Source organism: Mesobacillus harenae, from assembly GCF_013343715.1.
GTDB classification, from domain to species: Bacteria; Bacillota; Bacilli; order Bacillales; family Cytobacillaceae; genus Mesobacillus_A; species Mesobacillus_A harenae.
On the sequence record NZ_JABUNR010000001.1, the window covers coordinates 439,683 to 460,545 of the forward strand.

The window sequence follows — 20,863 nt, forward strand, 5'->3', positions numbered from 1 at the left end:
ATAAAAAAAAGTCTTCTATAAGAAGAAGACTTTTGGACAGACAGGAGTCATTCTTCTTATCTGCCAAGTTAAAAAACTTGCTGGAATTAGCACCTTTTCAATCATTACAATTGAAGGTTGCTGAGACGTCATCGGGCCAGCCCCTCTGTCTCTCTGGATAAGAAATTTTTATTTAATTTTCTAAACCTTACAATATTTACAAGGTGGCTGTCAATCAGTTTTGAGGAAAGAGGGAAATAAATTTTATACTTATGTCGGTATTAGAGAGAGGAAAGGCTAAATCATAGAAAATTAGAAACAAGAATTTTTTATTAAATCAATAATCTGTTAATTTTAAAAATTTTAAATTAACTTATTGACAAATCCTATTGGTATGGTAGGATTAATCTCATCAATCACATAACGCTTATCAAGAGCGGCTGAGGGACTGGCCCGATGAAGCCCGGCAACCTGCGCAGCAAGGTGCCAATTCCAGCAAAATGATTATCATTTTGGGAGATAAGGTGTTGAATTTTTTTAACGCCTTTCCTAATTCGGAAAGGCGTTTTTGTGTAAAGGGGGCGAATCAAGCTGAATCCATCAGAACGGCAAGAGATTGTCGGACATCTTGAGAAAATGCTCGAGACTATGAAATTTGGATCCATCACATTAGTAGTTCAAGATGGGAAAATCATTCAAATTGAGAAAAATGAAAAGGTTCGTCTTCAACCTAATAAGTTTCGCTGACTAGACAAACTAGAGGCGGTCTTCCCTTGTAATACAAGGTGATGGCTGCCTTTTTTGTTGTCTAAAAACCACAAGGGGTTTGCGCTTATTTCTGCTTACTCCTTAACCTAGGCCTTGGAATTGCACAGCGTCCTAACTCCAGCTAACCCAGGTCAGCGAGTGCATGTAGGGAGGGTTCTAGACGTTTGCGCTTTTCTCATTAAAGAAAGGAGGTTGTTTTTATGACAACTGCGGTAACGTATCAGTATTGGAAATCAAACTCTGAAGCTTTTTCTTGCGATGACCAGACAAAGGGAGCGAGAAAAGTGTTGGAGTGGGCATATCACCATTACCCATCCGAAAAACTTGTTTATGCATCAAGCTTTGGCGCTGAAGCTATCGTTTTAATCGATCTAATTTACGAGGTTCAACATGACGCTCACATCGTTTTTCTCGATACTGGTCTACATTTTCCTGAAACGTACGAGGTAATTGACAAGATCGAAACAAGATTCCATTCACTTAAAATCGAGAGAATAGTTCCTAAGCTCAGCTTAGATGAACAGACAAAAGAGTATGGATCCGTCTTATGGAACAGAGATTCAAGCCGATGCTGCCAAATTAGAAAGGTAATTCCGCTGCAGGAAGCCTTAAACACAAAGGAGGCTTGGATTTCTGGGCTAAGAAAGGAGCAGTCCCCGCTTCGGGCAGACACTGAATTCATCAACAAGGATGAGAAGTTTAAAAACATCAAAATTTGTCCGCTTATTCACTGGACTTGGGAAGATGTTTGGATGTACATCAAGGAAAGAGACCTTCCATATAACAGGCTCCATGACCAGCAGTATCCGAGTATAGGCTGCTTACCATGCACGAAACCTGCAGCGGGGAATAAAGACTCTCGGGAAGGCCGCTGGTCCGGAAGCAGCAAGACGGAGTGTGGGCTGCATACTCGTTAAAGGAGGCATTTCTTTTGCTCACAATCACTGCAATTGTAATTGGTTTATTCTTTGCCATGAATATCGGGGCAAGCGGTGCAGCTGCCTCGATGGGCATTGCCTACGGGTCTGGTGTAGTTAAGGCACGGCTGGCCTTACTCCTGTGCGGGATAGCCGTATTCCTCGGCGCCTGGCTTGGCGGAGGGGAAGTGGTTAAAACAATTGGCAGCGGCATTGTTCCAAGCAGTACATTTACTGTTTCCATTGCTCTGATTGTTCTGGCAGCTGCAGCATTGTCATTATTTCTGGCCAATATCTTTGGCATCCCGCTTTCTACCAGTGAGGTAGCTGTTGGATCTGTCGTGGGAGCAGGGATCGTTTATCAGTCGGTATTTCTAGGTAAGCTCGTCTGGATTATGGCTTTCTGGCTGATTACTCCTATCCTTGCTTTTGGGATTGCGGTTTGTGCATCCCTGCTTTTAAAAAATAAAAAGCTTAAAGCCATTATTGATGCTCCAAAGGCAGTGCCAGTCTTGTCGGTACTCGTCGTACTTATGGGGGTGTTTGAAGCTTTTTCCGCTGGAATGAACAATGTCGCCAATGCTGTTGGTCCGCTTGTTGGAGCAGGAATCGTTTCAACCGGAACCGGTATTTTCTGGGGCGGTCTGTTCGTGGCTTTGGGGGCGATCATGCTGGGGGGGCGTGTGCTTGAAACAAACGGCAAGAAGATTACTAGCTTCAAGCTCGAAGAAGGTTGCGTGATCTCGGGGACAGGGGCAGGGATAGTTACGCTGGCGTCTGTTTTTGGTATACCTGTTCCGTTAACGCAAATCACGACCTCATCGATTATTGGATTAGGCTTTGCCAAGAATGGCATATCGGTATTGAAAAAAGACATCGTTATTCAGCTTCTTACTGTTTGGATTGTTTCACCGGTTTTATCAATGGTGCTGTCTTACACGCTTATCCATTTGCTTGTTGAACAAAATGGATACCCCATCGTCGCTATGGCCGGCGTCCTGGTTTCTACCTTCGGAGTTCTGTCATTGATGAAAAGGCAGGCACCGGCGGTTCCAATGCCGGCCGAACCAGCAAAAACTAAATAAAATTTATTAAAGAAAGGTTTGATTCTGTTGACATTTTTACCAGCTCCACATGGAGGAAAGCTCATCAACGCTTTTGACCCTATTTACGATATTAGCGAAATTGAAAAAGAGCTGGAAATTGATGCGATTGCTTTAAGCGATCTGGAACTGATCGGTGTTGGACTATTCAGCCCGCTGACTGGATTTCTAGGAAAATCCGATTATGAGACTGTTGTATCAAGCATGCGCTTATCGGATAACACAGTATGGCCCATTCCTGTGACTCTGCCAGTTTCATTTGAAACCGCTGCGGGCCTTAGGAAAGGGGAGAAAATTAAGCTCGCCCACAAGAACCAGGTTTACGGGGTGATCACAGTTTCGGAATGGTACGAACCAGATCTGGATAAAGAAGCGGCTGAAGTCTATAAAACTCAAGATCTTGCTCATCCTGGGGTGAAGCGGCTTTATGAGAGGGGGCCAGTTTATGTAGCTGGAGAAGTAACTCTTGTAAAAAGACCTGAAAAAGGAATTTTCGGAGCTGTATGGTTTGAGCCCAGTAAAACACGGTCTATTTTTGAGGCGAAGGGCTGGAAAACAGTCGTTGGTTTTCAAACTCGAAATCCAATCCACAGAGCCCATGAGTACATTCAAAAGGCAGCTTTGGAGACTGTGGATGGTTTGTTCGTCAACCCTCTTATTGGGGAAACAAAGGCAGATGATATTCCTGCCGATGTCAGGCTGAAAAGCTATCAGGTTTTACTGGAAAACTACTATCCTGCGGAACATGTGCAGCTTGGGGTGTATCCTGCAGCGATGCGCTATGCGGGACCAAGAGAAGCCATCTTTCATGCGATTGCCCGGAAAAACTTTGGCTGCACTCATTTTATTGTGGGCCGGGATCATGCAGGTGTTGGAAACTACTATGGAACCTACGATGCCCAATACATTTTTAGCGAGTTTACCGAAGAGGAGCTGGGCATTAAGCCGCTGTTTTTTGAACACAGCTTTTATTGCAATAAATGTGAAGGAATGGCCTCTGCTAAAACTTGCCCGCATGGCAAGTCGGACCGGGTAATCCTGTCAGGAACAAAGGTAAGAGAATTGCTGCGCGCAGGTGAGCTGCCGCCTTCAACCTTTAGCAGGAAGGAAGTTGTTGAAGTACTAATTGAAGGAGTGCGGGAGACAGTGGCACCAGGAATTAGGTAGGTAACGAGAACCACGTTATCAAGGGCGAAAGCACTCCCTGATAGAAGGAAGCATGCAGCATACTTGGATTATTTGTGAAGGAGGAAGTTGTATGACAAAAGAAGCCAATATTACCTGGCATGAATCAACAATTTCAAAGCTCGACCGACGTTTGCAGAATGGACACGGAAGCTGCACGCTATGGTTTACAGGTTTGTCTGGCTCGGGGAAATCGACGATAGCAAATGCCGTTTCAAATGAATTGTATAGGCAGGGGATCAACGAATATGTACTTGACGGGGATAACATCCGCCATGGTTTAAATGGGGATCTGGGCTTTTCTGAATATGAGCGGACTGAAAATATCCGGCGGATCGGAGAAGTAGCCAAACTGTTTGTCGACAGCGGTAAAGTGATAACTACAGCGTTTATCTCACCTTTCAGCTCAGATCGAGAAAAGGTGAGAGACTTGTTCGAAGAGGGGGAGTTTATAGAAGTATTCGTCAGCTGCCCTCTCGAAGAATGTGAACGGCGTGATCCAAAACAGCTTTATCAAAAAGCTCGCCGCGGTGAAATAAAAAATTTTACAGGCATAGATTCACCGTATGAACGGCCGACAAGCCCGGAAATCACCATTCAGACTGATTTGCTGACTGTTGAAGAAGCAGTCGAAAAGGTTTTTGAGTATCTTCGAAATAAAAACATAATTTAGGGGGGTTAACATGGCATATGTAAAGCACTGGGCCAATAATGAGAAACTGAACAAAACTGAAAAAGCGAAGTTGGTTAAAGATGGCCTTCGTGTTATCGAGGATATTCCATATTATGCTGAACACGGATTTGACTCGATTCCACAAGATCAATGGGACCTTTTTAAATGGGCAGGACTGTACCTGCAGCGGCCCAAAGAGGCTGGCTATTTTATGATGCGCGTGAATATTCCATCCGGCATTTTAACCAATCCGCAGGTAAGAGTTCTTGCTGGTATCGCGAAGGATTATGGACGCGGAGTGTTTGACATTACTACCCGCCAGGCAATCCAGTTCCATTGGCTTGAAATTCACCAGATTCCTGACATTTTTAACCGCTTGGAAGCTGTGGGGCTTTCTAGTGCTGGGGCATGTGGGGATATTACCCGCACAATCGTCGGCAACCCGATTGCTGGTCTCGATCCAAACGAATTGTTCGACACCTCCCCTATCGTGAAAGAGGTGTACGACTATTTTCAAAGAAATGAAGACTTTTCAAATTTGCCAAGAAAATATAAGGTTTCCATCAGTGCTAATATTCATAATGCTTCCAATGCGGAGATAAACTGTGTCTCGTTTACTCCTGCAACAAAGAATATCGATGGAGAACGAAAGAATGGATTTCATTTGAAGGTTGGCGGCGGTTTATCGGCTCGTCCCTTCCTAGCCCAGACAGTTGATGTTTTTATCGAGCCAGAACGCACATTGGAGATCGCTATTGCGGTGACAACAATATTCCGGGATTTTGGGTATCGTGAAAAGCGGCATCTTGCACGGCTTAAATTCCTTATCGCTGATTGGGGTGTAGAAAAGTTCAAAGAACAGCTTGAGGAATATACTGGAACTCTTCCCACAAAAGGCGAAGAGCCAGAAGGTGAATGGAATGCAGGTTACTTTTACGGTGTTCATAACCAAAAGCAAGCAGGGCTGAATTTCCTTGGCTTTAATGTCCCAGTTGGCCGGCTGGATGCTGATGAGGTGTTTGAACTCGCTCGGATTTCGGCCAAATATGGAAACGGTGAGCTGCGAACGTGCAATTCTCAGAATCTTATCATCCCGAATGTCCCTAAGGAAAATGTTGAGGCACTTCTCTTCGAGCCAATATTTGAGCGAATTACTATTAACCCTAACTCCTTCCTTGGCCATGCGGTGTCCTGCACAGGAATCGAATATTGCAATCTCGCCCTAGTAGAAACAAAACAGCGGATGAGGGTGATTGCCGAGGATCTTGATAAAAGAATTAGCTTGGATGTGCCGGTCCGCATGCATATGGTCGGATGCCCAAATTCCTGCGGACAGAGGCAAATTGCTGACATCGGCTTACAGGGGATTCAGGTTCGAAACAAAAATAAGGAAATGATTGAAGCTTATGAAATTTATGTGGGCGGCACATTGAACAATGGAGGCCAGTTCAATCAGAAGTTGAAAGGGAAAATCCCAGCAGAAAGGCTGACCGATATTCTTGAAAACGTACTGGTCTATTTTAAAGCTGAAAAAATAACTGGAGAGTCATTCTTTCAGTTTGTCGAGCGTACTGGGCTGGAACCCCTTCAAATTGCTGTGAATTCTTTTCTGGAAAGAGATGCACATGGCGTATCTATATAGATTTGAAGTGACTCTCACTAACAAGGAGATTACAGCAGTGGTTTATGCGGACAATGATGATTTAGCCTTCAATCATTTGGATGTGGAACTGGAAAAGTTCTATCTCCAAAAGCCGGATATAAAAGAAACAACTTTACGCGAGAAAAAGCGGGTTGTAAAAAATAGCGGATTTATCATTGATGAAGATGAGAAAGGGTGGTAGCGCAATGGTTGGCAAAGTCTACTTGGTAGGAGCAGGTCCTGGTGATCCAGATTTAATAACAGTAAAAGCATTACGATACTTGAAGCAAGCCGATGTTATTCTTTATGATAGGCTGGTCAACCCAGAGCTGTTGGAGCACGCTAAAGAAGGCACTCAGCTAGTATACTGCGGCAAGCTTCCCCATTACCACACAATGAAGCAAGAAACGATTAATCATTTCCTTGTTAAATATGCAAAAAAGGGCCATACGGTCGTCAGGTTAAAAGGTGGAGACCCGTTCGTGTTTGGACGAGGGGGAGAAGAGGCTGAGGAGTGTGCTAAACACGATATCCCATTTGAAATTGTCCCAGGAATCACAGCTGGAATTGCGGCTAGCGCCTATGCTGGAATTCCAGTTACTCACCGGACGTTGAGCAAGAGCTTTGCTTTTATAACTGGACACCAGGCAGGCGACGAAGCGGCTGATCATCAATGGGCCCATTTGGCTAAAGCGGTTGATACCATTTGTGTCTATATGGGAGTGTCTCATTTGCCAAACATCACGAAGAATTTAATTCAAAGTGGCAAACCTTCAAGTACACCAATTGCTTTGGTCCAGTGGGGAACCTTAAGTGAGCAAAAAACAGTTGTTGGTACGCTCGAAACGATTGAAGCAATAGTGCGTAAAGCGAACATTTCGAATCCTAGTATGATTGTAATCGGAGAGGTTGTAAGCCTGCACCATAAGCTAAATTGGTTTGATAAAGAAATTGTCCCGCAGCTTCCAGTTGTCCATGGATAATTGAATAGGAGGGAGTCCAACATGAGAGCGGTCCTTTTTATTGGCCATGGTAGCCGTTCGAAAAAGGGTGCAAATGAGGCAAGATCCTTTTTCCAAAGAGTCAAGAAACGAATCGATGTCCCAATCCAGGAGCTTAGTTTTCTGGAACTAGCCGACCCGCTTATTGAGGAAGGCTTCAATAGATGTGTGAAAAAAGGAGCATTGGAGATTACCGTTATTCCTTTGTTTCTGCTGGCCGCAGGCCATATAAAACATGATATTCCGCGAATTCTGGAGTCAGTTTGTAAAAGGTATCCTCATATTAAAGTAACGGTCGAAAACCCATATGGTACCGATGAAAGAATTATTGATGGATTAACCGAAATGGTCCAGAGTAATCCGGCGGGTTTTAACTTGAAGGATTCTCTTTTAATTGTAGGGAGAGGAAGCAGTGATCAAGCTATTCATCGTGACTTCGCAAAAATTGCTAAAGGCATCCAAAGCCGGCTGGGAATGGAACATATTTCGGTTTGCTATTTAGCAGCAGCAGAACCAAAGCTCACTGAAGGTTTAGAAAAAATTTCAGAAAAAGCAGCTAATCGGGTTATCGTCATTCCTTACTTGTTATTTCCAGGCGTTCTTTTAAATGAAGTAAGCCAAATGGTTCAAAAACGCAAGAGTCAGGGTCAGGAAATTATTCATACAGGACCGCTCAGCGAGCAAACAGTCTTTGAAGATATTCTAATCCAGCGAGTGACCAAAAAGGAGGCCGAGTATGCAGCCGCTCATAATTAACCTAGCTGGAAAAAGGGTGGTTATTGCCGGCGGCGGTCGGATTGCAGCCAGAAAAGCGAAAGTACTGGAAGCAGAACAAGCTAAAATTACTTTTGTTGCTCCAGAATTCTCAGAAGAGGTCCTCAAGCTGACCCGGGAAAAAGGTTACATTCTTATAAAACGGTATGCAGAGCCAGCTGATTTTACGAGCGCCATGCTCGTTATTCTCGCAACAAATGACCGTGCAGCAAACGGTACGCTAGCCCAAGCACTTCCAGATAATCAGCTTGTCTGTGTCGTGGATGAATCAGGAGAAGGTAATGTGACATTTCCGGCGACTGTCCGCAGAGGACATCTGCAAATTGCTATAACTTCCAATGCTTCAAGTCCAAAGCTGACTCGAAAGCTAAAGCTTGAACTTGAAAGACAGTTTGATGAATCGTGGGATTCCTATACGTTATTCCTTAGCCGATGCCGAGATAGGATAAAGAAACTAGAGATCCCCTTTGATAAAAAAAATGAACTTATAGGGAGTTTGCTAGACGAAAAGTATCGATTAGATGCTGAAGCCCAATTGGAAAAATGGCGAGAGCTCGATCAGCTGGGCATGAGGAAGCAGTTGATGCAGGGAGCCCAAGATAAGGATGGAGGGGGAGTATAGATGAGCATCGTAAAAGAGAAGGTAGTCATTATTACCGGGGCTGGAAGCGGACTGGGGAAGGAAATGGCTTTGGTTTTTGCAAAGGCAGGAGCGAGTCTAGTCTTATGCGAACGATCTTATAAAAGCCTTGAACCAGTTGAAGCTATTATTAAAAGTGAATTTGGTGTCCAGGTTCTCTCCATTGGTGCAGATGTATCAACAGAATCTGACGTCAAAATGATCTTCAAGACTGCTTTTACAAAATTCCAGAGAGTTGATCTTTTAATTAACAATGCAGCTGTTTTTCAGCAATATAACTTAATAGACAGTCCATTGGATTCATGGGAATACCAATTCAATAATAACGCCACTAGCGTATTTTTAATGATAAGGGAATGTCTTCCGATTATGAGAAAGCAAAAATCTGGTCATATCATTAATATAACCTCTGGTTTAGCCAGAGAAGGTGCGGCTGGGTTTGGTGCTTATGCAGCAAGTAAGGCCGCAATTGAAGCTTTATCATTTAGTGTAAAGGATGAAGAACATAAAAATGGGATTAAAGTGGATGTGTTTAATCCGGGAGTTATGAAAACCAACTTAGCGACGATAGGCGATGATCCTGCAAACGTGGCTCCTCTTATAATTAGCCTTGTTCAATTAGCCTCTACCAGCGATAATCGAGTTATTCAAGTCGAGGAATTTTCTCTTAACGTTAATTAAATGCTTAGCATACTAAAAGATCATATGTATCGGTAAAAAAGAGAAAGCGTACATTTTATGTGCGCTTTCCCTTTTATTTATATATGTGATTTTTCTTTTGGGTAGCTCAGCGTCTATCTATTCATGGTCTTTAGGACTTCTAACGTCTGGTTTGACCGGCCTTAATTCTTCCGAAAGTTCGGTCAGGAAGTCATGCCTAAGTCTTTGGCGCTGCTGATAGCCTGTTTCAACAGGATTTGTATCTCGAACGAATGGATGATACAAAGCTTCAAACACGGTTATCCCTATTGCTCCAAGAAGGGTAACTGAGAAAAGATTATCAATAAAGGCTAGATTGCTGCCCATAAACCAGATAACTAAAAATGCTAATCCAAGGTCAGCTGCGGAAGCAGTCATATTATTCGTTTTCGGCAAAATAAATAGATCACCAACTACATAGCCAAGCATGCTTAAGACGGCGGTGATTAACAGGACCTCAGCGAAACCAAAATTATAAATTAGCCCAAGAATGAAACCTAAAACAATAAATGTAGAGAAAAGCTTTACGGAAAATGCTAACAGATGCCGCATCATCTTCACCTCCTTTTTAATTAGTTTGACTTTTTTTCAGACAAACATACCATAGGACGCTGCAAACCAGGAAGATTTCTAATAAGTGGAAGAATTTTTTACGGTTAGCTTTTTAAGGAGGGGGAAGAGACAACAAGAAGTGAGGAAGGGAGAGTACTCAAAACTAGAATGATATCCACGATATTAATTGTTTTAACTATTTTATTTATTTTGGCCAATCTTTATTCTTTTTTTACGAATGGTTCTTATAAGAAGAGCAGCTTTAACTCTTCGCTTTTTTTACAGCTCTTTATCAATTTAGTTGGGATTGGTTTAGGGTTTGCGTTTCTATATTATTTGCTGTCTTTGAACAATGTTATCTTAAGAGTAAGTTCCCCTACGGGAGAGCCTGTGGAACCAACAGTTTCAAATTTACTTTATTTTAGCGGAGTAACGCTATTGTCGATCGGATATGGAGATTATGTACCTGTTGGCGGGGTAAGATTCTTTGCTATTATGGAATCAGCTATTGGGGTTTTGCTTCCGTCAGCTTATTTTATGAAAGCATTGGGAAGCAGTAATCATGAAAGAGACGAAGAGAATTAATCAGTATCAAAAAGAGCCCTTCCAAGTGGAAGAGGCTCTAATTTGTGCTCTAGCTGTTATTTTACAGAGTTATCCTTTGGTGCCAGCCAAAAGGCAGCTGCGATCGAGGCAATGACTGTGAGAATAGGTGCGTAAAAAATCAGGAAATCGTTCATTGTGTTTCCTCCTATGCAAAATCATTTCGTTTTCCTTCTACATAGTCCTTGTTGAACAAGAACAGTTTTAACAGAAGAAATAGTGATGGAATAAGCAAACCGAGACCTGCAATGAAGGCGATGATTAGAGCTATAGCCATCGCTTCATTTGTAAAGCTGTCATAAATAGTCAGAAATGGATAGAGCAAATAAGGTAGATGAGACATGCCATAGGCGAAGAAAGCCAGGAAAAACTGGCCTGATAATAACCCAAATGCTAATCCGTATCGCTTCCGTTTGGAAATTAAATAGACAGTGCCGGCAAACAGAAGAAAAGAAAGGCCAAACAGCCACCATAAATCAATTAAACGCTCAAAATGCTCAGGGTTATGATACCGCATTTCAACGATAATACCTGCGGCTGTGATTATTAAAGGAGCTGCCCAAATAAGTGCATATTTGCGCATCAGTTCTGTTGCAGGTTTATCCTTTGCTTTATAAGCGTACCAGGTCAAAAATACCGCTGAAATATAGAGGACGGCCGTTAAGCTAAGGACAACAATGCTCCAGGTTAAAGGGCTTGTGAAGAGAGTCCAATAATGGAGCACAGGGCCCGTGTCTTCCATAGTGACAAAGCCGCCTTCGGAAATTGTCAGGACAATGGACAGCGAGGCCGGAATAAACAGCCCTGACATGCCATAAAGGAACGCGAATCGCTTTTGCTTAAGTTCACCGTAAGTGGCAAATGCGTAGTACGAGCCGCGAATCGCAAGCAAAATGATGGCGATACTTCCAGGGATAAGCAAGGTGGTTCCGAAATAGTATGCTGTTTTCGGGAAAAAGCCGACAATTCCTACAAAAAAGAAGACAAGGAAAACATTCGTCACTTCCCAGACAGGGGACAAATAGCGTTTAATAATCTTGTTCAATATATGCTGCTTCCCTCTGAAGATACTGTAGGCGTTAAAAAAACCTGCTCCGAAATCAATGGATGCGACAATCAAGTACCCAAACAGAAACAGCCACAATACTGAAATTCCGATTAGTTCAAGGGTCATAATTTGTCACCAGCCTTCTCGATCTCTCGGTCTATTAATTCCTGCTCCACTGTATTTTTGCGGAACATACGAGTTAAAACGATAATACTTCCAATTCCGAGTGCAAGGTATAATCCGGCAAACAGGACAAGCATTGTGTCAACATGTCCGCTAGTTGTTGCAGCATCCTGCGTTTTCATGATTCCACGCAGCACCCAGGGCTGTCTGCCAACTTCTGCAAGCCACCAGCCGGCCTCAATTGCAATAATCGCAAGCGGCCCGCCCAGCACAATTAGCCAGCGATACCATTTTGATTGGATGAAACTCCAATTCCTCATCGTCCCAATCCAGTAAACAAATGATAATAATGTCAACCACATCCCAATTGTGACCATAATATCAAACAGATAGTGAATATAAAGAGGTGGTATCTCGTCTGCTGGAAATTCCTCAAGACCAATTACCTCTGCATTGGGTTTGCTGTGGGCTAGAATGCTTAGAGCATAAGGGATTTTTATGGCGTATTTAACTTCACCATTATCAAGAACCCCGTATAAAATCAGTGGAGCTCCTTCTTCTGTTTCAAAATGCCATTCAGCAGCGGCTAGTTTTTCCGGCTGGTATTCAGCCAGGTACTTACCGGAAAAGTCACCAATCACTGCTGTTGCTATGGAAAAAATTAATCCGAGTTTCATAGTTAAGAAAAGTGCTTTTTTGTGATATACATGATCAGACCCTTTAAGCAGACGGTAAGCCGCGATTGAAGCGAGCACAAAGGCTGAAGTCATGTAGGCTGTGACAAGCACATGGGAGACCTTTGTGGGCATCGCAGGGTTTAACATTGCCAGAATGGGATTAATGTTAATCAATTCTCCATTTACTAAGTCAAAGCCTTGAGGTGCGTTCATAAAAGCATTGACAATTGTAATGAAAATCGCTGAAAATGAGGCACCGATTGCAACAGGAATCAAGAGCAGCAAATGTTTCTTCTGATTCTCAAATCTGTCCCATGTATACAAATAGATACCTAAAAAAATCGCTTCAAAAAAGAAAGCGAATGTTTCCATAAACAATGGCAACGCAATCACTTGTCCGGCTAGTTCCATAAAGTTTGGCCACAGCAGGGAGAGCTGAAGACCTATTGCTGTTCCGGTGACGACACCAATAGCTACCGTAATGACAAACCCGCGTGCCCACCGCCTAGCTAATAGTATGTAATGTTCATCTTGCTTTTTAATACCAACCCACTGGGCAATCATAATCATTAGCGGGATTCCGACACCTATTGTTGCATAGATGATGTGAAAAGATAACGTTAATTCTGTTAGTACACGGCTGAAAAATACAGATTCTTCATTCCCCATAATACCGACCCCCTATTTCATCCAGAAAAAACGCGGCCTAATAATGACAGCCCCATAATCGTGGCAACGATAAAAGCTAACCAAATTAATTTGCGTTCTTGTCTCTTATACATACAGCAATCGCTCCCTTTATGTTCACTATATCACAATATATTCTAGTGAATAATCTATAAGTCCTAGCCCTTTCAATATATAACCGCAAAATTATCTGGTTAAACCAGCAAGGGTCCCTTGTCAGTTTAACTTTTACAATTATGTCTAAAAAGTGATAACATTAGCTTCGTAATCAACAGTATCTTGGATTAGTGAGGGCTCTATTATGGATTTTAATATGAATATTACCTCTGTTTTACTTAGTTTAGTTTTTATTTTAAACTTCATTTTTGCCATTATTGTCATCTTCCAGGAACGAAGGGATATTGGCTCTACCTGGGCGTGGCTGCTAGTGTTGTTTTTTATCCCTGTTCTGGGGTTTATTATGTATTTGCTTTTGGGTCAAAATTTAAGCAGAAATCGCCTTTTCCAATGGGAAGATTTTGAAAAGGTTGGCCTTGAAGAGAGACTGGAAACTCAATTAACGAAGCTTCGGTCTGATCGATTTCAATTTAAGAACCATGCGACAAGAGACAGCAGAGATTTAATTTATATGCATTTAATGAACAACCAGGCTATTTTAACAGAGGATAATTCGATCGATTTATTTACCGATGGAGAAGATAAATTTAATCGATTATTTGAAGATATCAAAGCGGCCAAGGAATTTATCCATATCCAGTATTACATAATTAAGCGGGACAAACTTGGCAGAAGGCTTGTAGAGGCATTAACGGAAAAAGCGAAAGAAGGAGTAAAGGTAAGAGTTTTATACGACGAGCTAGGATCACGAAAATTAACGAAAGGTTTTTTTAAAGAATTTCGTGCAGCTGGCGGTCAGGTAGAAGTTTTTTTTCCATCCAAGTTTCGGTTTATCAATCTTCGAATGAACTACCGCAATCATCGTAAGCTGGTGATTATTGATGGGAAAATTGGTTATGTGGGCGGATTTAATGTTGGAGATGAATATCTGGGGCTGAATTCCAGGTTCGGGTATTGGCGAGACACCCACCTTCGAATCCAGGGGACCGCTGTCTATGCGCTGCAAACTCGGTTTATTCTGGATTGGAACCAGGCATCAAGACATTATGATGTCACGTACGCACCAAATCTTTTTCCAGAGGTTCATGGGACTGATACAATCGGAATTCAGATTGTTACGAGTGGACCTGATTCGGAATTTGAACAGATAAAAAACGGTTATATTAAAATGATTGCTTCAGCGAAGCGTTCCGTGTATATACAGACTCCATATTTCATCCCGGATGCAAGCTTGCTTGATGCGCTTCGGATCGCCTGTTTATCTGGCGTTGAAGTAAATATTATGATTCCCAATAAGCCAGATCATCTTTTCGTTTATTGGGCAACAATGTCCCACATTGGTGAAATGCTGAAGCTTGGAGCGAATATCTATATTTATGATAATGGCTTTCTCCATGCAAAAACAATTGTAGTAGATGAGGAGATCTCTTCTGTAGGAACAGCTAATATTGATGTGAGAAGCTTTAGGTTGAATTTCGAGGTAAATGCCTTTTTATATGATGAAGGTTTTTCTCAGCGGCTAACCGATATCTTCAAAGAGGATATTAAGGTGTCCCAGCTGCTCACCCTGGAAGAGTATCAGCAACGGCCAAAATTCATTCGTTTTAAAGAGTCAATATCAAGACTGCTGTCACCGATTTTATAATTTTTAACATAACGCGTTTCTTTTTATTGTTATATCAGTTTTATACAAGTTTAATCGCTACATGTAGATAAATGCTGCTATGACGCCACAATATATAAAATGGATCTAAAAAAAGAGCCGTAATTCATATACGAATCAACGGCTTTTTATAATGTTTTTAAAAGACTATTTCTCCTCGCCAATCGAACCTAAATGTTGTAGAGTAGCGGCGTGTTTTTTGAATCTAACGGAGTTTCCCTATTTGATAGACCGAAGAATCTGAGTATACATGCTTCCTTGCTCGATCATTTCAAGAAAGAATTCACTGATAAGCTTCTTAAATTCCTCATCATCAAACATTTTCTTGTCTTGCATCTCCATTTCAGCGAGGCCATCGTAAGTTGCCAGAAGGGAATAGGTATGGTCAGGCCCTGAAATTGGAGCCAATATTTCGACCTTATGCTCATATTTTTCATTCCGGTAGTCTTTCATTTTCTTCAAATTTTCAATTCCATCCTTGAATTTATCCTGCTTGAACTCAAACGTCTGATACACATATATAGACATGATGGCACCTCCAAGAACATTTCACTTTATATTTAGAATGACCTTTCCGATAAAATTTATTCCAACATGCTGGCAAATGAGCTTAAGTGTCTCAAACTATTAAATTAACAGGGGAGATATATGCCCGGATAATCGAAATACCTTCGGAAAACTCCTCACTCTTAGACATATTTATAAACTTTGGGACAAAAAGTCTTAGCCAGAAACTTTCCACATAGAATGTACAAGTTATCACTATCGTATGAGTGGAGAGGATGTTCTTGAATATAAGTATTTTAATCAGTTATATAATTTTGGGCTTTACTTTGGCAGCTCCAATTGGTCCTGTTAATTCAGCGCGGCTTGATAAAGGTCTTAAGAATGGTTTCTGGCACGCCTGGATAGTTGGGGCTGGCTCGATGATTGCAGATGCGTGTTTTATGCTGATGGTTTATTTGGGGATGATCCACTTTTTAGAAATTCCGATTGTCCAAATTTTCTTATGGCTTTTTGGCGGATTTATTCTCATATATTCCGGGGTAGAAAGTATAGCAAAAGCGAATGCCGTTACACTTACATATGGGAGAGGCCGGGAATCCTTATTTAAATGTTTTATTACTGGATTTGTAATGTCAATTACTAGTCCATTGTCGATTCTTTTTTGGCTGGGGATTTATGGATCCGTTTTAGCTAAAACTGCCCAGACGAATGGAACCGGCTCACTCCTCATCTATAGCAGTATGATTTTTCTCGGATTAACTTTATGGGATATATTGGTAGCAGCGATGACATCGGGTTTCCGAAGGGTTCTAAATGTTAAAAGCCTGATTAGCATTTCTATATTTTCAGGTGTCTCATTAATCGGTTTCGGCTTGTATTTTGGATACCTGGGCCTTAAGGCATTGCTTGGTTGAAATTGGATCATTTCAAAAGCTGAATATGAAAGTGATTCTCAATGAATGTTCAATAAATTCAGAGTTTTTCTTGAAAAATAAAGGTCTTTAGACTCCTTCTGTCTTAGTTAGTAAAAAGTAAAATTCGCCATAGTATTTTGGCGAGTTTCTTAATTAGGAAAACAGGAACCTTATTTATATAAATCCTCACTTACTTGTGATACGGTTCACTGCAATGCTTGAAAATGGGGTCCTCTTTTTTGAGATAAAACGCATTCCCTTTTAAATAAAATGTCTTGTCCTTAATCGAGTAATCAGCAAAATTAAAATAAGCGGATATTTTTCCGTTAGATGCAGATTAGAGCTCGTTTGGGGGTAAATAGGGGGGGTTTTTCCACCTATACTATGTAAAATCACCTATTCCCTCGTTTTTCAAATCAAATAAGAGGAATTTCTCCGTCTATTTAATCCTATTTTCAGAGCTATTTAATAATTAAGGGGAATTTTTCCGGCTATTTATTAGATCGGGAGTCAAATCAGGTGCTTAACCTTATCCCCGAGCTGAAAAGTGCAGTCCCTCATGATCCTGGATGGTGGAATCATCAGCTTTAACGTCGCTGCAAATGACAGAAGTTGTGTCCCTCTTTTCTATTTGTACAATACTTTTGTCCATCAAAATAATGAAGTCGTTAATTCTTCTTCTTTTAAAAAGAAGCATCCGAAAGCCGAACCCAATTATCATGACAGGACCTGGTTTTTATATCCTTTATGAGTTTTGCAATGTTTCTGCCCCCATCGAATTGTGTACTTTCAAGGTGTTTACATTTTATCTTTGTAACCAAACCACTGGCGCAATCGTCAGATTAGTGAACAGGATTTCACTTGAAAACTAAATAAAAAATCTATCTTTTATGCAGGAATATAGGGGATTATCAAGGAATACAATGGGAATTGGAAAAGAGTTCCTAAACGGTTCTGCATGCTGGTGCCATGAAGAACGTAAAATAATTAAAAGATAAGGTTGGGGATAATGGGGAAACGCACAATGGGGTTCGTTTTTTTACTAGTACTAAGTTTTTCAGTGCTGGCTGGCTGTTCGGGCAAAACAGCAAAGGAAGAAGAGCTGGAGAAAAAAGTGGCAGAACTTGAGCATAAAAAAGAAGAAGATTTAAAAGAAGAAAGATTGAAGGAAGAGGAGAGAAAGAAAGCGGAACAAAAAAGACTGGAAGAGTTAAGACCTGTTTTTGTTAATGTTCTGGACCCGGAGACCAAGGAAGTTCTAGCAACATTCAATACTAAAGAGATGGGTTATGGTAAAGATAACGAAAAATACAAAGCCCAAATTGAAAAGTGGGCAAAAGATATAGCGAGGGGCACGGACACCACGCCAGGATATGATCAGAGAATGATTCTTGATAAGCTGGATTCCAATGGCCAAGTGATTAAAGGGAAACCAGGTGTCATTCTGGAGGAAGCCGAGCTGGTTGACAAGGTGATGAAGGCTTCTGAAAAGGGTGGAACCATCGAGTTGCCTTTGTATGTAACAGCAAGCGGATATAAAATGGAGGATGTATCCCACTTGGATGAAGTAGTCGTTGCTTCATACACAACCTATTTTAATAGTGGTGTTGCGGGCAGAACGAAAAATATTGAACTCTCAGCAGAAGCTATCAATAATATCATTCTTGGGACAGGAGACTACTTTTCTTTTAACACAACTCTCGGTCCGAGTGATGCAGCCCACGGTTATCAGCCCGCAGAAGAAGCAATTAACGGGAAATTAGTCATGGGAATTGGCGGTGGAATTTGCCAGACTTCTTCCACGCTTTTTAATGCTGTGGATCAATTAGGTGTAACCTATGTGGAAAAACACCACCATTCAGTAACGGTTGGCTATGTGCCAAAGGGAAGAGATGCAACTGTATCTTATGGCGGAAAAGATTTTAGATTCCAGAATACAGTCGGTGTCCCGTTATTGTTAAAAGCAGTAATGGGGAAAGGATCGCTTATCATCGAAGTTCGAACATCAAAACATTATCAAAGTTTAATAAAAGTAGGAATTTAATGTAGAGTCCCTTGCAGCACGCCGCTTAAAGAGCAGGCGTGATTTTTTTGTATAGGGGAGGTTATAGAAAAGAGGGGGGTGTAAAAGGCTCAATGTTTTATTAAATAGCCTAAAGGCTTAATTGAATAAAAAAATTCAATCAAGCCCAGTCCAATCAAAATTAGGCTATATCATATACACTTACAAAGGTTGCCATGTAGCGGACAAACCCATGTAAGGCCACCACCTCTGCAATCGCTTCCTTTGAGGTGCCTTGTTCCTTTAGCTGCGTCAGTATATCTCTGTCGACATCCATTGGGTTAGCAGCAAGTGTTTTGGCCAACTTTGCAAATAGAATTTGTCTCTCATTCATCCGATCAGGATATTTTTCCTGTAAAAGGGCTTCAAATTGTTCACGGTTCCAGCCCATATGGCGTTTTAGAATCATTAAATGGGCTGCAAGTAATTCCTGAATACCAAGAGTATGCGCAAGCACTGATGCACAGATCCTTTTATCCTCATGTTCAGCTGCTCCGGTTTTAAAAGTAACTCCTGCTAATGCCCAAAGCCTCGGCAATACTCCAGCATCTGCTGTTGCATAATAGGTCTTGGGAATGGAACCGTAATATTCTCTAATTTCCTCTAAGACTTGATTCGTTTTTTCATCATAGCCATTCACTTGTTCTCAACCCCTTTAAAGTCATAACATTCAGAATAATTATACCATAACTTGGCTTATATGAAAAAACGAAATAAAAAACCCCCAGAATCAAGGAGTTTTTCAAACAGGTTTAGCTATTCTTTGTAAATGACTGGTAACAAGCATCTGAAATTCCCGTAGTTCCTCAGTTCCCTGAAGCTCTGGACACATTTTTAACGAAAGAAGTGAACTCTCTATCAAAAAGGTACGCGGTGTTTTATTGTTCAACAGTTCCTCTTGAATAAAATCGAGTGTTTGCAGATACTTCATTCGTTCTGGTTCTTTTTTAAGAGTCTGAACAATCATTTTCTTAAAGTCGGATGACTTGTGTAGAAGGTCATTCACAAAACTAGTATCGGAATCTGTCGTCTCTGGCAGCCAGCTTTTTAATAACTCTGGAGGCAACAGCTGGATTCCTGTTTTACTGACATCATTTACAATCACCTTTAATCGTTCTACACAGTACCGAATGATCTCAAGCTGATGGGTGTTTGGTCCTTTTGCTGTGTAATGAAAGTTGGTTGTTTGCTGAAGCATTCCAAGAAAGAGGATTGCACAATCTAATAAGTAAGGCCGTTTGTCCTCACCAAATAAATCGATGAAGCGTTGATTAATCCACTGAATTAATAAAATTTGAGCCCTCTTTACAAACTTCTTTAGATCTGGGTCGTTTGAGGCAAAAGCTTCTTCAATTAAGGTAAACAGCTGATTTCTCTTATTAGATTCCATCACTAAATCAATCTGTTTTATAAAGATTTCAATGTTTGCTAGGTCCTCTCCAATTAATAACTCATTGCGGCCTTCTTCATGCTTGTTGCGAATGGAGGTAAACACAGCCTTGAAGAGCTCACTTTTAGAGGGGAAGTAGTTATAAAACGTACCTTTAGAAATTGCACTTGCATCTAAAATATCCTGAATGCTTGTGGCCTGGTATCCTTTATCAATAAATAGCCTATGTGCTTTTTCGATGACTTGTTGCTTTCGCTCTTTCAAATTCATCATCCTATTGTCAGAATTGAACTAGTGTTATAAAAATTATACTACCTTATTCGACAAATAACAAACAAGTGTGAAAGAATGAACATTTTACCTAAGAGAGAGTGGCATGGATTTGGAAGACTAAATGTCTGGGAATGCTATAAAGGCGATCTTTAGTCCGTAATATCTAACTTTAAAATATATTCTGCAGAATTTTTGTCCCATTCTGCGGTAACCAAGATAATCTTCTCCCCCGTGTATTTAGCGGGCAGGTTTAAGAAACTGGTACTTCCGCTCGAGAGAATTTCCGGATGGTAGTAGGAAGGGTTCCATACAGCAAAGGTTATCACATCAGGTTCATGTTTGAATTTGACGGTAATGTTTACAGGATGCTGAACTTGTGTCCCATCTGTTCGGCTTCTGTGCACAGTGACTGGAGCGGGGTGGGTGGATACCTTTTGATTCCATTTATAGCGGCCGGTTTGTGAAGGGGCAGTTTCCCCATTTACTTCTACTATTGGTACAGGAGGATGCGAAAAGTATAACTCTTGAATGCTTCCGTGCGAAACCATAGTTACGAGGATTATAAATATGAACCTTATGGAAAAGATATCATTATCTTCTTTTTCAATATTCGACGGTTTCCTTGTTAGTAAGTTGACGAAAACTGCAGTAACCAAGATCCCTACTGTATACGGAAGCATCCAGTTTGTATCGTTTAAGAGAGTCTCATCCATAAATATTAGTATGATTAGAGCTAGCTGAATAAAGTTTCCAGTCTTAGGTGAAAACCATTTCCGCTTCACTATCCAACCCCCTTCGATTCCTTATCTTTATTTGAAGTTTCAGATCGGTTCGCAGGTGAACCTTTAAAGAAATTATCCTTGTTT

Annotated in this window: 23 protein-coding genes and 2 riboswitches; of the genes, 15 read left to right on the top strand and 8 right to left on the bottom strand. The window is 41.2% G+C overall.

The window, feature by feature from the left end; all coding sequences use genetic code 11:
* Positions 1-53: 53 nt before the first annotated feature.
* Positions 54-164: riboswitch (SAM riboswitch) on the bottom strand.
* A gap of 239 nt (positions 165-403) precedes the next feature.
* Positions 404-505: riboswitch (SAM riboswitch) on the top strand.
* A 110-nt stretch (positions 506-615) separates the two neighbouring features.
* The 11 genes from HRJ06_RS01955 to HRJ06_RS02005 all read left to right on the top strand — a co-directional run bounded on the left by HRJ06_RS01955 (position 616) and on the right by HRJ06_RS02005 (position 9,363).
* Positions 616-726 carry a YezD family protein gene (locus tag HRJ06_RS01955; RefSeq protein WP_174727905.1) on the top strand — a complete coding sequence of 37 codons (111 nt, stop codon included), beginning with the start codon at positions 616-618 and terminating at the stop codon, positions 724-726.
* A gap of 221 nt (positions 727-947) precedes the next feature.
* Positions 948-1,664 carry a phosphoadenylyl-sulfate reductase gene (locus HRJ06_RS01960; protein WP_174727908.1) on the top strand — a complete coding sequence of 239 codons (717 nt, stop codon included), beginning with the start codon at positions 948-950 and terminating at the stop codon, positions 1,662-1,664.
* A gap of 14 nt (positions 1,665-1,678) precedes the next feature.
* A complete protein-coding gene (locus HRJ06_RS01965; protein WP_277874647.1) occupies positions 1,679-2,749 on the top strand; it encodes an inorganic phosphate transporter in 1,071 nt (356 codons plus the stop codon).
* A 27-nt stretch (positions 2,750-2,776) separates the two neighbouring features.
* Positions 2,777-3,934, top strand: a complete 1,158-nt coding sequence (sat, locus tag HRJ06_RS01970) for a sulfate adenylyltransferase (RefSeq protein ID WP_174727911.1) — start codon at positions 2,777-2,779, stop codon at positions 3,932-3,934.
* 91 nt (positions 3,935-4,025) lie between these two features.
* Entirely contained in the window at positions 4,026-4,625 is a 600-nt protein-coding gene (cysC, locus tag HRJ06_RS01975) for an adenylyl-sulfate kinase (RefSeq protein WP_174727914.1), read from the top strand.
* Between the two features lie 10 nt (positions 4,626-4,635).
* Entirely contained in the window at positions 4,636-6,267 is a 1,632-nt protein-coding gene (locus tag HRJ06_RS01980) for a nitrite/sulfite reductase (protein ID WP_174727917.1), read from the top strand.
* Entirely contained in the window at positions 6,251-6,469 is a 219-nt protein-coding gene (locus tag HRJ06_RS01985) for a DUF3906 family protein (protein WP_174727920.1), read from the top strand. Before HRJ06_RS01980 ends, HRJ06_RS01985 begins: the two co-directional genes overlap by 17 nt.
* A gap of 4 nt (positions 6,470-6,473) precedes the next feature.
* Complete coding sequence (cobA, locus tag HRJ06_RS01990; protein ID WP_174727923.1) at positions 6,474-7,250, top strand: uroporphyrinogen-III C-methyltransferase; 777 nt, start codon at positions 6,474-6,476, stop codon at positions 7,248-7,250.
* A 21-nt stretch (positions 7,251-7,271) separates the two neighbouring features.
* Positions 7,272-8,024: a sirohydrochlorin chelatase gene (locus HRJ06_RS01995; protein ID WP_174727926.1), complete on the top strand. Its 753-nt coding sequence runs from the start codon at positions 7,272-7,274 to the stop codon at positions 8,022-8,024.
* Entirely contained in the window at positions 8,005-8,664 is a 660-nt protein-coding gene (locus HRJ06_RS02000) for an NAD(P)-dependent oxidoreductase (RefSeq protein ID WP_174727930.1), read from the top strand. Before HRJ06_RS01995 ends, HRJ06_RS02000 begins: the two co-directional genes overlap by 20 nt.
* Entirely contained in the window at positions 8,665-9,363 is a 699-nt protein-coding gene (locus HRJ06_RS02005) for an SDR family NAD(P)-dependent oxidoreductase (RefSeq protein WP_174727933.1), read from the top strand. It abuts the gene before it with no gap.
* 117 nt (positions 9,364-9,480) lie between these two features.
* Here HRJ06_RS02005 and HRJ06_RS02010 read toward each other — a convergent pair whose 3' ends face one another.
* The gene (locus HRJ06_RS02010; RefSeq protein WP_174727935.1) at positions 9,481-9,936 is read right to left on the bottom strand and encodes a YndM family protein; all 456 of its coding nucleotides are present in this window, start codon (positions 9,934-9,936) and stop codon (positions 9,481-9,483) included.
* A gap of 165 nt (positions 9,937-10,101) precedes the next feature.
* Here HRJ06_RS02010 and HRJ06_RS02015 point away from each other — a divergent pair, with 165 nt between their 5' ends.
* Positions 10,102-10,518: a potassium channel family protein gene (locus tag HRJ06_RS02015; protein ID WP_174727938.1), complete on the top strand. Its 417-nt coding sequence runs from the start codon at positions 10,102-10,104 to the stop codon at positions 10,516-10,518.
* A 56-nt stretch (positions 10,519-10,574) separates the two neighbouring features.
* On the opposite strand, the gene cydS is transcribed toward HRJ06_RS02015, so the two are convergent.
* Genes cydS through HRJ06_RS02025 form a run of 3 tightly spaced genes read right to left on the bottom strand, consistent with a single transcriptional unit; the run spans position 10,575 to position 13,053 of the window.
* Positions 10,575-10,673, bottom strand: coding sequence for a cytochrome bd oxidase small subunit CydS family protein (cydS, locus tag HRJ06_RS23650; protein ID WP_422392706.1), 99 nt, complete (start codon positions 10,671-10,673; stop codon positions 10,575-10,577).
* A gap of 11 nt (positions 10,674-10,684) precedes the next feature.
* Positions 10,685-11,710, bottom strand: a complete 1,026-nt coding sequence (locus tag HRJ06_RS02020; RefSeq protein ID WP_174727941.1) for a cytochrome d ubiquinol oxidase subunit II — start codon at positions 11,708-11,710, stop codon at positions 10,685-10,687.
* Entirely contained in the window at positions 11,707-13,053 is a 1,347-nt protein-coding gene (locus HRJ06_RS02025; RefSeq protein ID WP_174727944.1) for a cytochrome ubiquinol oxidase subunit I, read from the bottom strand. Before HRJ06_RS02025 ends, HRJ06_RS02020 begins: the two co-directional genes overlap by 4 nt.
* A gap of 331 nt (positions 13,054-13,384) precedes the next feature.
* On the opposite strand from HRJ06_RS02025, the gene cls reads away from it, so the two are divergent.
* Positions 13,385-14,833 (top strand): cardiolipin synthase, encoded by a 1,449-nt coding sequence (gene cls, locus HRJ06_RS02030; protein ID WP_174728156.1) that lies wholly within the window; start codon positions 13,385-13,387, stop codon positions 14,831-14,833.
* A gap of 237 nt (positions 14,834-15,070) precedes the next feature.
* On the opposite strand, the gene HRJ06_RS02035 is transcribed toward cls, so the two are convergent.
* Positions 15,071-15,379, bottom strand: a complete 309-nt coding sequence (locus tag HRJ06_RS02035) for a hypothetical protein (protein WP_174727947.1) — start codon at positions 15,377-15,379, stop codon at positions 15,071-15,073.
* A 260-nt stretch (positions 15,380-15,639) separates the two neighbouring features.
* Between HRJ06_RS02035 and HRJ06_RS02040 the strand changes: the two genes are divergently transcribed.
* Entirely contained in the window at positions 15,640-16,272 is a 633-nt protein-coding gene (locus tag HRJ06_RS02040; RefSeq protein WP_174727950.1) for a LysE family transporter, read from the top strand.
* A 1,009-nt stretch (positions 16,273-17,281) separates the two neighbouring features.
* Entirely contained in the window at positions 17,282-18,316 is a 1,035-nt protein-coding gene (locus tag HRJ06_RS02045) for a VanW family protein (RefSeq protein ID WP_174727953.1), read from the top strand.
* Between the two features lie 160 nt (positions 18,317-18,476).
* Here the strand turns inward: HRJ06_RS02045 and HRJ06_RS02050 are convergent, their stop codons facing one another.
* From HRJ06_RS02050 to HRJ06_RS02060, 3 genes are all read right to left on the bottom strand, one after another.
* The gene (locus HRJ06_RS02050; protein WP_174727956.1) at positions 18,477-18,974 is read right to left on the bottom strand and encodes a hypothetical protein; all 498 of its coding nucleotides are present in this window, start codon (positions 18,972-18,974) and stop codon (positions 18,477-18,479) included.
* Positions 18,975-19,076: 102 nt separating this feature from the next.
* Positions 19,077-19,988 (bottom strand): TetR/AcrR family transcriptional regulator, encoded by a 912-nt coding sequence (locus HRJ06_RS02055; protein WP_422392707.1) that lies wholly within the window; start codon positions 19,986-19,988, stop codon positions 19,077-19,079.
* A gap of 158 nt (positions 19,989-20,146) precedes the next feature.
* Complete coding sequence (locus HRJ06_RS02060; protein ID WP_174727962.1) at positions 20,147-20,779, bottom strand: hypothetical protein; 633 nt, start codon at positions 20,777-20,779, stop codon at positions 20,147-20,149.
* Positions 20,780-20,863 lie beyond the last annotated feature (84 nt).